The 13,078-nt window shown below is 48.6% G+C and carries 16 protein-coding genes; 8 read left to right on the forward strand and 8 right to left on the reverse strand.

Annotated elements, in window-relative coordinates; genetic code table 11:
* Nucleotides 1–98: 98 nt before the first annotated feature.
* A complete protein-coding gene (locus DFR47_RS16625) occupies nucleotides 99–512 on the forward strand; it encodes a helix-turn-helix domain-containing protein (protein WP_113945540.1) in 414 nt (137 codons plus the stop codon).
* A gap of 268 nt (nucleotides 513–780) precedes the next feature.
* Here the strand turns inward: DFR47_RS16625 and DFR47_RS16630 are convergent, their stop codons facing one another.
* The 5 genes from DFR47_RS16630 to DFR47_RS16650 form a co-directional block, all read right to left on the reverse strand.
* A complete protein-coding gene (locus DFR47_RS16630) occupies nucleotides 781–2,256 on the reverse strand; it encodes a M81 family metallopeptidase (protein ID WP_113945541.1) in 1,476 nt (491 codons plus the stop codon).
* Nucleotides 2,257–2,267: 11 nt separating this feature from the next.
* On the reverse strand, nucleotides 2,268–2,639 hold the full coding sequence (locus DFR47_RS16635) for a RidA family protein (RefSeq protein WP_113945542.1): 372 nt from the start codon (nucleotides 2,637–2,639) through the stop codon (nucleotides 2,268–2,270).
* A 12-nt stretch (nucleotides 2,640–2,651) separates the two neighbouring features.
* Nucleotides 2,652–3,479, reverse strand: a complete 828-nt coding sequence (locus DFR47_RS16640) for a carbohydrate ABC transporter permease (RefSeq protein ID WP_113945543.1) — start codon at nucleotides 3,477–3,479, stop codon at nucleotides 2,652–2,654.
* The gene (locus DFR47_RS16645) at nucleotides 3,476–4,345 is read right to left on the reverse strand and encodes a carbohydrate ABC transporter permease (RefSeq protein WP_113945544.1); all 870 of its coding nucleotides are present in this window, start codon (nucleotides 4,343–4,345) and stop codon (nucleotides 3,476–3,478) included. The genes DFR47_RS16640 and DFR47_RS16645 overlap by 4 nt, the downstream gene beginning before the upstream one ends.
* 78 nt (nucleotides 4,346–4,423) lie before the next feature.
* On the reverse strand, nucleotides 4,424–5,659 hold the full coding sequence (locus tag DFR47_RS16650; protein WP_113945545.1) for an ABC transporter substrate-binding protein: 1,236 nt from the start codon (nucleotides 5,657–5,659) through the stop codon (nucleotides 4,424–4,426).
* A gap of 171 nt (nucleotides 5,660–5,830) precedes the next feature.
* Here DFR47_RS16650 and DFR47_RS16655 point away from each other — a divergent pair, with 171 nt between their 5' ends.
* From DFR47_RS16655 to DFR47_RS16670, 4 genes are read left to right on the forward strand one after another with little or no spacing between them, the layout of a single operon-like run.
* Nucleotides 5,831–6,604: an SDR family oxidoreductase gene (locus DFR47_RS16655; protein WP_113945546.1), complete on the forward strand. Its 774-nt coding sequence runs from the start codon at nucleotides 5,831–5,833 to the stop codon at nucleotides 6,602–6,604.
* A 2-nt stretch (nucleotides 6,605–6,606) separates the two neighbouring features.
* Nucleotides 6,607–7,671 (forward strand): ABC transporter ATP-binding protein, encoded by a 1,065-nt coding sequence (locus tag DFR47_RS16660; RefSeq protein ID WP_113945584.1) that lies wholly within the window; start codon nucleotides 6,607–6,609, stop codon nucleotides 7,669–7,671.
* Between the two features lie 21 nt (nucleotides 7,672–7,692).
* Nucleotides 7,693–8,574, forward strand: a complete 882-nt coding sequence (locus DFR47_RS16665; protein ID WP_113945547.1) for a MurR/RpiR family transcriptional regulator — start codon at nucleotides 7,693–7,695, stop codon at nucleotides 8,572–8,574.
* 47 nt (nucleotides 8,575–8,621) lie between these two features.
* Nucleotides 8,622–9,089 carry a hypothetical protein gene (locus tag DFR47_RS16670; protein ID WP_113945548.1) on the forward strand — a complete coding sequence of 156 codons (468 nt, stop codon included), beginning with the start codon at nucleotides 8,622–8,624 and terminating at the stop codon, nucleotides 9,087–9,089.
* Between the two features lie 16 nt (nucleotides 9,090–9,105).
* Here the strand turns inward: DFR47_RS16670 and DFR47_RS16675 are convergent, their stop codons facing one another.
* Together DFR47_RS16675 and DFR47_RS16680 are read right to left on the reverse strand one after the other, a co-directional pair.
* Nucleotides 9,106–9,336 (reverse strand): tryptophan 2,3-dioxygenase family protein, encoded by a 231-nt coding sequence (locus DFR47_RS16675; RefSeq protein ID WP_281011658.1) that lies wholly within the window; start codon nucleotides 9,334–9,336, stop codon nucleotides 9,106–9,108.
* A 310-nt stretch (nucleotides 9,337–9,646) separates the two neighbouring features.
* Complete coding sequence (locus DFR47_RS16680; RefSeq protein ID WP_113945549.1) at nucleotides 9,647–10,549, reverse strand: LysR family transcriptional regulator; 903 nt, start codon at nucleotides 10,547–10,549, stop codon at nucleotides 9,647–9,649.
* Between the two features lie 135 nt (nucleotides 10,550–10,684).
* On the opposite strand from DFR47_RS16680, the gene DFR47_RS16685 reads away from it, so the two are divergent.
* A complete protein-coding gene (locus tag DFR47_RS16685) occupies nucleotides 10,685–11,038 on the forward strand; it encodes an antibiotic biosynthesis monooxygenase (protein ID WP_113945550.1) in 354 nt (117 codons plus the stop codon).
* 5 nt (nucleotides 11,039–11,043) lie between these two features.
* A complete protein-coding gene (locus tag DFR47_RS16690) occupies nucleotides 11,044–12,246 on the forward strand; it encodes an MFS transporter (protein ID WP_113945551.1) in 1,203 nt (400 codons plus the stop codon).
* 139 nt (nucleotides 12,247–12,385) lie between these two features.
* On the opposite strand, the gene DFR47_RS16695 is transcribed toward DFR47_RS16690, so the two are convergent.
* On the reverse strand, nucleotides 12,386–12,724 hold the full coding sequence (locus DFR47_RS16695) for a hypothetical protein (RefSeq protein ID WP_245416610.1): 339 nt from the start codon (nucleotides 12,722–12,724) through the stop codon (nucleotides 12,386–12,388).
* A gap of 58 nt (nucleotides 12,725–12,782) precedes the next feature.
* Between DFR47_RS16695 and DFR47_RS16700 the strand changes: the two genes are divergently transcribed.
* Nucleotides 12,783–13,073: a hypothetical protein gene (locus DFR47_RS16700; protein WP_113945552.1), complete on the forward strand. Its 291-nt coding sequence runs from the start codon at nucleotides 12,783–12,785 to the stop codon at nucleotides 13,071–13,073.
* Nucleotides 13,074–13,078 lie beyond the last annotated feature (5 nt).

A 13,078-nucleotide genomic window follows, 5' to 3' on the forward strand; every position in this document is an offset into this window, starting at 1 on the left:
ATGTTAATTTATCGAGATAATAACTCGACAAACAAAACATAAATATGACTATAGGTTGATTTATCAAATTATTGTGATCGGTTGGGAGGTGCGGTCAAATGACGACAAAATCAAATGACATCCTTTACACCAGTGGCGACTTAGCTCGTCACTGTGAAGTAACCCTCCGGACGATTGACTTCTATCAAAAGCGTGGTTTGATAGTGCCTATAAAACGGCAAGGGGAGGGATATCGATACTATAATAAAGAAACAATTGAGCGTGTTCAAAAAATAAAAATTCTGCAGACAATTGGTCTCAGTCTGGGCGATATAAGAGAGGTTATTGACCTTTATTTTGACGATGATGGTGGCGTTGCTGCTAAACAGGTTGTCCTTACAATTTTAAAAGGTCATCTTGTAGATGCTGACCGTCAAATTGCAGAGCTGCAGAAATTCAGAGAGGGCGTATTTCGGTCTATTGTTCGTATAGAAACAATACTAAAGGAAATTGAAAGAAAAACGCCTTATTAAGTGCTCAATTGCAAAGATTTTTGTGATGTTTGATCGTCCTGTGTGGCTGCTTTCGGTAGGACATTGCAGCGCTTCATCCAGCTATAAAGTGACTGTGTGCTTACGCCAAGGTGACACGAACTATCCGCTGCCGAATAGTCGCGCTGAGTAATTTATTTAATAGCCTCAATTTGAATTCGTTGGTGAAACTATTCTTGCCATCATGAGCGCCTTGCTTTTTTAAGTCACAAGGTGTCTGGTGAACTATGGGTTATTCGGATGTCGTATTTCAGATCCACGGGTTTTCGACACGCGGCCAGATTGGCCGGATAAGTTTGCAATAATTCGTAAGGCGCGGGTTGCTCGGATAAGAACTCGGTGCATCAACATAAATAATCTTAGCAGCAACGGGTGCAAATCCTGCATAAAAATGATTGGTTGATTTGACCACAAGGATGGCTTTCTCCGGCGGATGAATGCCTAAATTGGTGAAAATATCCGGTTCAAATGTCTGCGTTCGGTTGGTGTTGAGGATGATATCAATTTCAGTATCCTGAATGCGCACGACCGCCGCTGCACCGAGCGGTACACGACTGGGGCCAAAACTCTGCCATCCTTTGTCAACGATTTTAACAACCGTCACGCAGGCATCAACAGGTTCGCCGCCAAGAGGGCCTGACTTGCCACCAATACGCAGGTTAATAACCGCACCTTCACCTGCCGCATGGCAGAACGTCACCGCAACCGGATCCCATATTGTCGCGAAGCCGACATTATTGATTTTCTGTTTAATCAAATGGCGCAGAATAAATGTCCCGTCACCGGCAACGCCACCACCAGGATTATCCCAGACATCAGCGATAACCACGGGTTTGTCGGGATGCATTGCACGAACAGCAAGTGCATGTTGAATGCCCTGATTGGTATCAAGCATTTTCATCAGCGTTTGCTCACGCAGCGCAATCAGCTCATGGCCGAGACTTGTCGCGAGCGCATCACCATGATCAGCATCATTGTCGGTGACAACGACAATCCGCGTTCCCATCTCTGGTACATCCGCAGCCATAAAACCATGGATGACAGAAATTGAAAGAACACCATTTTTCCCGTGCATTGCTTTGATACGGTCAACAAAAGAACGCATAGGCTCTTCGCTCGTCGGCAAAACCGTAATCATGCGACAGTCGAAGGTAGAAATAACGGGTTTGATCCGGCCTTTCAGCGCATCCAGTGCCAGTGCAACAACATGCTCACCGCGCTCATAAAAATCGGTATGCGGGAACTCAAGAAATGCAGCGAGAATGTCAAGATTAGCCACTCGCTTTGGTGTGAGATGACTGTGCGGGTCAAATTCACTGGCAATTAAAACATCCGGCCCGACAATGCCCCGTATCCGCTCCAGCAGATCACCTTCGCAATCATCATAGCCTTGAGCAACCATTGCACCATGCAAACCCAGTATTACCGCATCAACCGGCAATGCTGCTTTAAGCTGATCCAGAATTTCGTCGCGCAGGCTTTCAAATGCCTGTCGCTGTAATAATCCGCCGGGTTCTGCCCATGTGGCTGTCCCCTGTATGATAGTCAGTCCGGCTTCTTCTTCTGCCCTTTTTCTGAGTGCCACAATTGGTGATGAACAGAGCGTCGGGGTTGCCGGATGCTCTCCGGGAGCAGCATAAAATGCGGTCTCAAAAGATATGCGATCCGTTGGCACAGGAGAGAAAGTATTGGTTTCGGTTGCAAAAGAAGCCGTGAAAATGCGCATACGTGCTCCGGTTATGGTTGAGGTAGATAAGCGATGGCTTCGATTTCAATTTTAATGTCGATCATCAATCGCGATTCAACGGTGGTGCGGGCAGGTGGTTCTTTTGGGAAATAGGTTGCATAGACCGCATTCATGCGGCCAAAATCCCGTGCATCCTCAAGCCAGACCGTTGTTTTTACAAGATCTTCCAAAGTGGCTCCGGCAAGCGCCAGCGCGGCTTTAATATTCTCCAAAACTTGCCGTGTCTGGGTTTCGATATTGCCTTCAATAATTTTACCATCCGCACCGGCTGGCACTTGCCCCGAGATATAAATCATATCTCCTGAGCGCACTGCAGGTGATAGCGGTACATGTGCAGTTCCAAAAACTTGTTTCATTGTCATGATTATCTCCGGTTATTTGACTGCGCCCAACGCCAGACCTTTGATCAGATAGCGTTGTAGCCAGACAAAGAGGATCGCGACCGGCAGTGTCGCAACAAGCGTCGCGGCCATCACATAATGCCACTCGACTGTGTAACGTCCGGCAACAAGTGAAAAGACTTGTATAGGCAATGTATAGCTGTCCTGACTACGCAGCATTGTCAGCGCGACAACAAACTCGTTCCACGCATTGATAAAGGTAAAAATGGCAGTCACAGCAATTGCGGGTAAGCAAAGCGGCAGAAATACTCTTATGAGTGTTTTCCAGCGTCCTGCACCCTCCATCCACGATGCTTCTTCAAGGTCGCGGGGTATGGTGTCGAAATAGCTTTGCAACATCCAGACGGTAAACGCGATATTGAACGCCATATAGACGCCGCCAACCGCTGAAACGCTCTCGATAAGACCATAGGCAGCCAATAGCCGAAACAGGCCGAGCACCAGAACAATCGGTGATATCATCTGCGATACCAGCAAAAATTGCCGGAATGCCCCATGGCCGGTGAAGCGGAAGCGAGACATTGCATAAGCTGCCGGAATAGAAATAAGAATTGCGCCGAGCGATGCGATGACAGAAACATAAAGGGAATTAAGCAGAGCGTTCCCGAATTTGGTCTGCACCCACATTTCACTAAAATTTTGCCAGCGGAATGTGCTTGGCCACCAATGCGGCGACAGTACCTCTTGCGAGGGTTTAACAGCCGTCAGAAACATCACCGCAAACGGAAATAGGGTGAGTACAACGAGTGGTGAAAGAACTGCCCATGCCACAAATGTCCGCTTTATCTTGGGTGCGATCATGTTGGTTCACTCCGCATTGCAAGCCGGATATAGATGCCGGTGAAAATCAGCAAAATTGCCAGCATGATCAGTGAAACAGCGGAAGCCTCGCCAAGTTTTCCAAGCCTGAAGGCCAGCTTGTAGAGATGGGTCACCAGAATATCCGTCGTGTTTGCGGGCCCGCCCTGCGTCATCACCCAGATAATCGGGAAAGAGTTAAACACATAGATTGTGTTGAGAACGATCGCGATGTTTATAAATGGCTTGAGCAAGGGAAAGGTTATTTCCCGAAACTGTTGCCAGAGGCTCGCCCCTTCAAGTGATGAAGCCTCATAAAGATCTTCAGGAATAGAGGATAAGCCACCAAGAAATATAGTCGTGGTGAACGGTACTGTGACCAATATGCCAACAAGAATTTGCATGGGAAATGCAGTGGCAGCACTGGCCAGCCATTGAATATTGGTGTCAATCAGTCCCAAGCCGCGCAACGCTGAGTTGAGAATGCCGCTTTCACCATTAAGCGCCCAGCGCCAGACTATCGCAGTCATCGTGAGTGATACAGCCCAAGGCAGCATGATGAGAACACGGGCTATGGAACGTCCGTAAAAATCCATATTGAGGATAATCGCGACCGGAATAGAAACGATCAGTGCGCCGCCCACAACAGAAACCGTCCAGAATGCTGTGCGCCAGAGCGCATTCATAAAATCGGGCGTGGCAAAGAGTGCAGAGAAGTTTGCTCCGTCATTGAATTCGCGCAATTGCCCGAAGCGATTGACATCGTGGGTGGCAATCTCAAACAAATGAACCACAGGCCAGAAGATGACAACTGCCGCCAGCAGGAGGCTCGGTAAGATCAGCAAGTAAGGTACAGACCGGTTTTGCATCAGGATATACTTGCTCCATCAGGTCGGAGAGGATACCGGCAGGGCTGCCGCCGCTGCCGGTTAAGCATCACACATGGTTTATTTTTTGAGAATGGCGTCCGCTTTTGCCGCTGCATCTTTCAGCACTGTCTCCGGTTCGCCTTTACCCAGATAAATGCTTTGCATCGCATTGGATGTGATATCCGCGATTTCTTCCCAACCCGGAATAATCGGAGCAAAGCGGGCATCGGGCAGTAGTGCGGTGAAAGCAGCAAGATCGGCATTATTCACGTAATAATCCATCTTTGCTTCCTCCTTATTTACCGGAAGAAATCCTTCGCCTTGCGTGAATTTTGCACGCCACTCTTTCTGAAACAGAAAGTCGAGCAGCTTCCATGCTTCCTCTTTGTTTTTTGAGTTCTCAAACATCACTACAGAATCTGTCACGCCATAGGTGCCGCGCGCGCCGGTTTCTCCTGCAGGGATAGCTGCGACGCCATATTTTAAATTTGGTGCTTCTTCCTTGATTTGATTGGATAAAAACGGGGCAGTAATCATCATGCCGACTTTGCCCTGCTTGAATAAGTTCTGTACATCCTCACGGGCATAGGAGGTTACACCCGGTTGTGTCAGGCCTTCATCAATCAGAGATTTATAGAGTTTTGCCGCTTCCAGAGCGCCCGTTGTGCCAAGGCCGGATGTGCCGTCCTTGTTCAGAATTTCGGTACCGTAAGACCACATGGCATAGTAATAATAGACATCTGTCTCGATCTCTTTGCCTTGTAAACCGAAGCCGTAATTCTCGCCGCCAAGTGCTTTGATCTTCGCAGCATCGGCTTTGAGTTCATCCCAGTTTTCAGGCGGATTATCTATGCCTGCTTTGGCAAAAATATCTTTATTATAATACATCGCGCGGGCAGAGGCTGCGATGGGCAGACCATAGGTTTTGCCATCCAGAATTGACGGTGAAAGGAATGTTTCAATGAAACGATCCTTAAACGCGCTGTCCATGTAACCATCGAGCGGCGCGGCAATACCCTGCTGTACAAAATCGATCAGCCATCGTGTACCGATAATCGAAAGATCGGCATTGGTACCGGCAGAAATATCTGTGGTTAGTTTCTGCAGTAAAACATCCCACGGAACGACTTCAAACTCCACGGTAATGCCCGGATTGTCAGCCTCAAAAGCTTTTTTAACATCTTCAAAATACGGGCCTGTTTTGGAACTATATTCCGCAACTGTCATGCGCACTACACCAGCATTCGCAACCGATCCAAGTGCCAGAATACTCAATCCGGCCAGAAGGCCAGCCTTCCACTTTGCCTGTGACATGTTTCGTTCCCTCGTTATTCGGTGTTTTACCGATTTATAATTTTTGTTGTATTATTACATTATCGCGAATTTTGCAGCTTTCAAGTGCAATTTTGTGTTGTAAAATTACATTTACACTTTTACCCTGTAGGCATAACCTGACGCATCAAAGTCAGATCAAGGGGAACTGTCGTGAGATATCCGTTTGAATTTGAGAATAAGACGGTTTTGATTACCGGAGCAGGCGGCGGCGTTGGCAACGCTTTGACTGCACTCTTTGCTTCGCGCGGAGCAAAAGTGATCGGCTGCGATATAGTGCTTGAAAATATGACGCACTCTGATCTTCACGCCCGTTATGTTTTTGATCTTCTGGACAGGGCAGGATTAGACACAGCTGTTCAGACAATTCTCAAAGAGAGCGGTGTACCGGATATCGTTATCAATAATGCCGGCTGGACACGCGCCGAAACATTGAGTGGTCTTACGCAAGGTAAAATCGAAACTGAAATTGATCTCAATCTCACGGCTGTCGCCGGTTTTTCTAACCTGTTAATGCAAGCTATGGTTGAACGCGGATATGGATGCTTTGTATTTATTTCTTCCGTCAATGCGCTGCTGCATTTCGGCAATCCGGCCTATGCGGCTGCCAAGGCCGGTATCAATGCATTCGCGCGCGCCATAGCCGTTGAATATGGTCATAAAGGTGTGCGTGCCAATGTGGTCTGCCCGGGTTCAATCCGCACCCCTGCCTGGGATCATCGTATTCAACAAGACCCGCAAGTGCTTGAAAAACTGAAGCGGCTTTATCCGCTCGGGCGCATAGTGAATGTTGAAGAGGTTGCGGAAGCTGTTGCTTTTCTCGCTTCAGACAGGGCGTCCGGCATAACCGGCACTATTTTGCCTGTTGATGCGGGGCTGACCGCAGGTTGTCGTCCTTTTATTGAGGATATTCTCGGAGAGAATTGATGATGCAGGATGTTTCTTTACGCGGTATTTCAAAGTCTTTTGGCAATCTTTCTATTATCCGTAATCTTGATCTTGATATTAAGGACGGCGAGTTTGTCGTTCTCGTAGGGCCGTCAGGTTGTGGTAAATCCACATTGTTACGCATGATTGCGGGATTGGAGCCGATTTCCGGCGGTGATCTGATGATTGGCGGGCAGCGCGCGAATGAACTTCCGCCGCAAAAGCGTAATATCGCTATGGTGTTTCAGTCATATGCACTGTTTCCGCATATGACTGCACGGGAAAATATCAGCTTCGGCCCGCGTATCCGCGGTGAAAAAGCGGCAGCAACAGCGAGGAAAGTTGAGAAGGCGGCAGCTATTCTCAATCTTCATTCTTATCTCGATCGCTATCCGCGCGAACTTTCCGGAGGACAGCGCCAGCGTGTGGCTATGGGACGGGCAATTGTCCGCGATCCTTCGGTTTTTCTGTTTGACGAGCCGCTGTCAAATCTTGATGCCCAACTGCGCGTTCAGATGCGTACAGAGATAAAAGCGCTCCATCAGCGCTTGAAGTCAACCGTGATTTACGTGACACATGATCAGATCGAGGCTATGACCATGGCTGACCGGATCGTGGTCATGAGTGAGGGGAAAATCTTGCAAGTGGGGACGCCGTTAGACCTCTATGACCGGCCTGCAAATAAATTTGTGGCCGGTTTTCTTGGTTCGCCATCGATGAGTTTTATTTCAGGACAGATCATTACGGACGCCGCAGGCAATCATTTTCGCACGCATGATGGTGAAGGTATTAGACTGGGTGATCATATCGCGGTAGCAGGTGAGGCCGAGGCCGGCATCCGGCCCGAAAACTTTGTGATCACGGAGGCAGGGCAAGGGGTGACGCTGACTGTGGAAGTTGTTGAGACGACAGGACCGGAAACGCATGTCTACGGGCGTATTGCCGGTGAGCCGGTTCGGGTTGTTTTTCGTGAGCGCGTCCGCCTGCAATCGGGCGACAGAATATCCGTGGCGGCTACGCCGAACCATATTCATCTCTTTGATAAATCAAGCGGTCTTCCGATCTGAAATATGCCACATGAGACATAAATGAATAGTGTTGCAGATATTATAACCCGGCTGCATACGGTGGCTCAGGAAGGATCAAAGTCAGACCGGCGTTTGGCTGCTCTGGTTCTGGCCGATCCTGATTATGCTTCTAAAGCTGCAATTGCAGAGATTGCATTACGTGCCGGTGTCAGTGAACCAACGGTGACACGGTTTTGCCGTACAGTCGGTTGTGACGGAATACGGGAATTTAAATTTTTTCTCGCGCAGGCACTGGCCTTCGGCGGGCAATATCTCAGTGCTGAAATGCCCGTCCGCGATGCAGGTGAAAGTCGCATTGTTACAGCCGTTACCACAGCAGCAATCGCTGCAATACAACGGGCAAGCGACGGGCTGGACACATCTGTTTTGATGCAAGTGGCGGAAAAACTCGCAAATTCGAAGCATGTTTTATGCCTTGGTTCGGGTGGCACTTCATCTATGCTGGCAACAGAAATGCAGAACCGCTTGTTCAGGCTCGGTCTTTGCGTGAATGCGCATGTTGATGGTCAGTTGCAGCGTATGTATGCAGCTGTTGCAACCCGTGATACGATTGTGATTGCGTTTTCTGTGTCAGGATATGCACGCTCTGTGGTTGAAGCCTTGAATGTGGCACGGCAATATGGTGCCGAGACCATAGCGGTTACCGCACCGCATTCTGAGCTGGCTAAAGCTGCGGATATATTAATCCCCTATCAGGTGAATGAAGACGGCAATATTTATAAGCCTTCATCATCCCGATATGCTTTGCTGACGCTTCTCGATATTATCGCGACCGCTACAGCTGAGGCGAGGGGCACACAAGTTCTGGAGAGCTTGCGTCGTATCAAGCATAGTCTGAATACGCTTAAAATTGATGATCCGAACCTGCCATTAGGGGACTGATTGCCTGTTGCGGGATGAATACTGAAAATAATAAACGGAGCCTAAATATGGAAAATGCCGTTAATCCGTTCAATGGGGATAATGATCGGGCACAAATCTGGGAGATGCTCGTTAGGCGCGATATCGAAGCATTTGTCGCGCAGGATTGGTCACTCGTGGCGGATGATTTTGATGAAATGCGCTTTCTTGGCATTCATGCTCACGGGGAACATAATCCTGATAAATGGGATGCAGCTTTTCCGGCTCTATCGGTCTATCGGGATGAATGGTTGCGACAAGCCGCTGTAAGCGCAGCAACAGATTATGCTGAACCTCTAGGCGAGGGGATATTTCGTGCTACCGATCTAAGCACAATTGATATTACGGGCAATATTGCGGTGGCACGGAAGAAGTTTGACGGCACAATTGCGAAGCTGGACGGCTCCGCAGATCGCCTGTTGTGGCAGACACTTTATTTTTGCCGCCATGACGGTGAACGCTGGAAGATTACCGGATTTATCGGCTATATGGCGTGAATATTCTGGCGAGGCTTTATAGCTCCGTGCCTACTTTCCAAAGCTCCGGAAATAGCACAACCTCCAGCATTTTGCGCAGATAAGAAACGCCGCGCGTGCCGCGTTTCAGGCCGATGATGCGCTCAACTGTTGTCGCGTGGTCGAAACGCCAGCACCGGAAATTATCTTCAAAATCAACCAGTTCATAAAGCGACCAGTATTTTTCTGGTGCAAATATTTTACTGCTGTAAGTGTATATCAAAGTCAGTGGATTTAATTGAGTAAGGTAGAAGTGGATATCCTATCAGTCTATGTGCGCGACTCTGTCTCCTATCCTAATCTTGAGAAGTCCTGGCTGAATATGGTCTAAGTGTTGATTATGCAGTTCTGAATCGATGGGGTGTTTGCTATTCGCACCACATGCTGGCGGTGATAACACGCGGTTATGCGTTTTGGCTTGACAAGAGTTCACGGATAAATCGCTTGATAGGCTTGATGTTGCAACGTTTCTGCACAAGAACCTACAGCATAAAACCATCCTTATTAAATCCGCGCCTCCTTTAAAACATGTAGAATTATTACTGCGCAGATGGTTGATCCGCGAAGAGTTTCGTTGCCATGAAATCAACGAAAACGCGGATTTTTGGTGCAAGATAACGGCTCGTCGGCCATAGAACTCTGAAAGCACCAGTACCAGTTAAGTGATCATCCAACAATGATACGAGTTTGCCCTGCGCAAGTTCATTCGTTACTGCAAAAGGCGGGAGACAAGTGATGCCAAATGATCGTTCTGCAAGGTAAATCAACGGCTCAAGTGTACTTGCTATGGTTGTGACAGGCAAATCTAGTCTCAGCGGATTTCCATCACGAACCAGTGGCCAGGGTTCCAGTTTTCCTGAGTTGGCATAGCGATGATGGAGACAGCGATGATGCAACAGATCTTCCGGTTTTGCTGGCCGTCCATAGGTGTTCAGATAGTCTGGGGCGGCAACAATCACATGCCTGAAATTGCCAAGTTTACGGCTCATCAAACGGCTGTCACGCACTTCGCCGGTTCTGATCACAGCGTCAAAACCTTCCTCAATAACGTCCACCAACCGGTCGTTGAAATCGAGCTCTAAATTGATTTCAGGATAGGCTTTCATGAATTCTGAAATGGTTGGCATGAGTAGCATGCCTGCCATAGGAAGGCTCACGCGAAGTTGCCCGCGCGGGGTGTTTTGTGATTTTGATAATTGCGTGCGGGCATTCTCAAACTCTGTTTGAATCCGGCGACAGGTTTCGAGAAAAAGGCTGCCTTCTTGTGTCAGCGCCATGCTGCGTGTGGAGCGATGGAAAAGCCGCACACCCATTTCATCCTCAAGTCGTGCCACAGCTTTACCGACTGCTGAACCCGACAGACCAAGGCGGTTGCCTGCCGCGGCAAAGCTGCCAGCTTCTGCAGCATTTACAAAAATATTGATGCTTCCGAGCTTATCCATATTGCACCTATTGCGGAATTTATTTCCGCATTGTGAGGAATATGAGCGTATTTATTCAATATTCTGATGAAGATATCCAGAGGCATCAGCGGTCTTGTCGACCACAATTTCTCTAACTCCCTCAGGAAACCTCACATGGATAAGAAAATTATCGCCGGTTTTTCAGCGTCACCTGCCACCACTTTTATCGTCAATGTCATACATGCTCATGAGGGCAAACAGGATGAAGCCTTCGCTATTATCCAAGACGTTGTTCACTACGTCTCCGAGCGCAAAGCAGGATTTCTCTGGAGTACGCTTTCAAAAAGCACGGACGGACTGACCGTTGTGAATATCGAAGCGATACAGGGCGCGGGAAATGTGGATGAGTTTTTCTCCGATCCGCTTTTTGTCGAGAAATTCAGAAAGCTCGATACTGTCTCGACGAGCGAATTTCACACTTATTCTGTTGATGATCTCGTGCTGCCTAAGTTTGGGCAGGCGGAGTAAGCGGGATGTCAGACATATATGTTGCTGATCGCGCTGTTGATGCGCGCAACACCGGCGAAAAGAGCTTTCCTTTCATGTCCTTGTTGGCGCTTGCTGCTGTCGGTTTCATCACGATTTTGACGGAGGTGCTGCCCGCAGGACTTCTCACGCAAATTGCGGATGATCTCTCGGTTTCCGAAGCTTATGTCGGGCAGATGGTCAGTATTTATGCGCTGGGCTCGCTGATAGCTGCCATTCCCCTCACGAAAATGACCCAAGCGATCAGGCGCAGACCGCTTTTGATTTCCGCAGTTTTTGGTTTTCTAATCGCCAATTTGCTTACAGCCGTCTCACCATATTACTGGCTTATCATGATAGGGCGATTTATTGCCGGTGTTTCCGCAGGATTAAGCTGGGCGCTGCTTGCAGGCTATGCAGCGCGTATGGTGCCGGAAGAGCAAAAAGGGAGAGCCATCACAATCGCCATGGTTGGCACGCCAATCGCTCTGTCGATCGGCGTTCCGGCGACAACATTCCTCGGTACGCTTATCGGATGGAGGTTGTGTTTCGCCCTGTTAAGTCTGCTCGCTATATTGCTGATAGTCTGGATCGCTACCAAAGTTCCGGATTTTCCCGGGCAGGAAGCATCCAGGCAACAATCGCTGCACTCAGTCATCACAATGCCGGGTATTCGCTCAATTCTGTTTGTAACACTGACATTCGTTCTGGCACATAATATTCTCTATACTTATGTTGTGCCGCTTCTTGCCAATGCAGGACTGGAAGAGCGAACCGATGTTATGCTGATGTTGTTTGGCATGGCGTCACTGGTCAGTATTTGGATCACCGGTGTGTATATTGACGGCAAGCTTCGCCAACTTTCCTTATTGTCCAGTTTGCTCTTTATCTGTGTTGCCGTTGCCATAGGGTTCTTTCCGCAACAAACCTTGGTCATATGTGCAGCAGTTGTCGTATGGGGCTTTGCATTTGGCGGGATAGCAACCCTGTTTCAAACTGCTCTTGCCCGTGCAGCGGGTGATGCAACTGATGTTGCCCAATCCATGCTTGTAACAATTTGGAACACGGCCATTGCCGGTGGCGGAGTGCTTGGAGGATTACTGTTGGAGGAAATTGGGATCAATGCCTTTTCACCAGCATTGCTTGGATTGCTGATCCCGGCATTTGTGGCAACTTGGATAGCGCAGCGTCACGGGTTTTGTAATCACTAAAAACGGGCTGCACGCTGTCGTTTCACGAAAGGCGTGCAGCCCATTCTTGGTTGATGGTTTGGTCGCTTCCTTTCCCAAACGGGAAATCTATCGTCAGATGCGAAGGCTTCATGCATCGTGCCTATATGTGGAAGAGCGCTTACTCATAAATATAATTTGCTAATGTATCATCGGAATATTCCGATCTCAGCAGCCTAACCTCACTCAAACGCGGCATCAGTTCATCCGATGCCAGATCCATTGAACCGGAAGAGCCGCCGGGTGCGGTAATAAAGCCGTCAATTGCACCAGTCTCCTGCCAATGCCCTGCGCTGATCACTTCCGGTCTGTGAAGTAAGTCGTGCAGAACAGGTTCTTCGCGTTCAATCAGCCTGCGCAGAAGACCGGCATGGGTTTTGCTGCGTAATATGGCCGAGACAATTGGTAAGTTTGCAGGCTCTGTTGAGGGCAGGGATATAGGCAATGCGTTGGGTGTCAATATTCTGCTAATATGGATTATAGCCTGTTGTGCGGCGATTTTAGTCTTTGTGTTGTCAATGAAAAAGAGTTCTAAGGGTGGATGCAGGCTGACCCTGACCGGTACCGGTGTGAGTGCTATCCTTTCCGGTATCAATACTGCTTTATTGGTCGTGGGTGATATTGATCATGCAGCAAGGCAACTGGGTATTGCGACAGAGAAAATCCGTCTGATGATGGTTATGACGGCCGTTGGATTAACGCCAATCGCAACGGCTGCGGCATTGGTATGCCGATTGACACGTTCGCCTAATGTACCAATTAGTCTTACCACAGACTTACGGGTGGCATTTATCTTTTGTAGCTATTAAGTCGT

The organism is Pseudochrobactrum asaccharolyticum (assembly GCF_003314995.1).
GTDB classification, from domain to species: Bacteria; Pseudomonadota; Alphaproteobacteria; order Rhizobiales; family Rhizobiaceae; genus Pseudochrobactrum; species Pseudochrobactrum asaccharolyticum.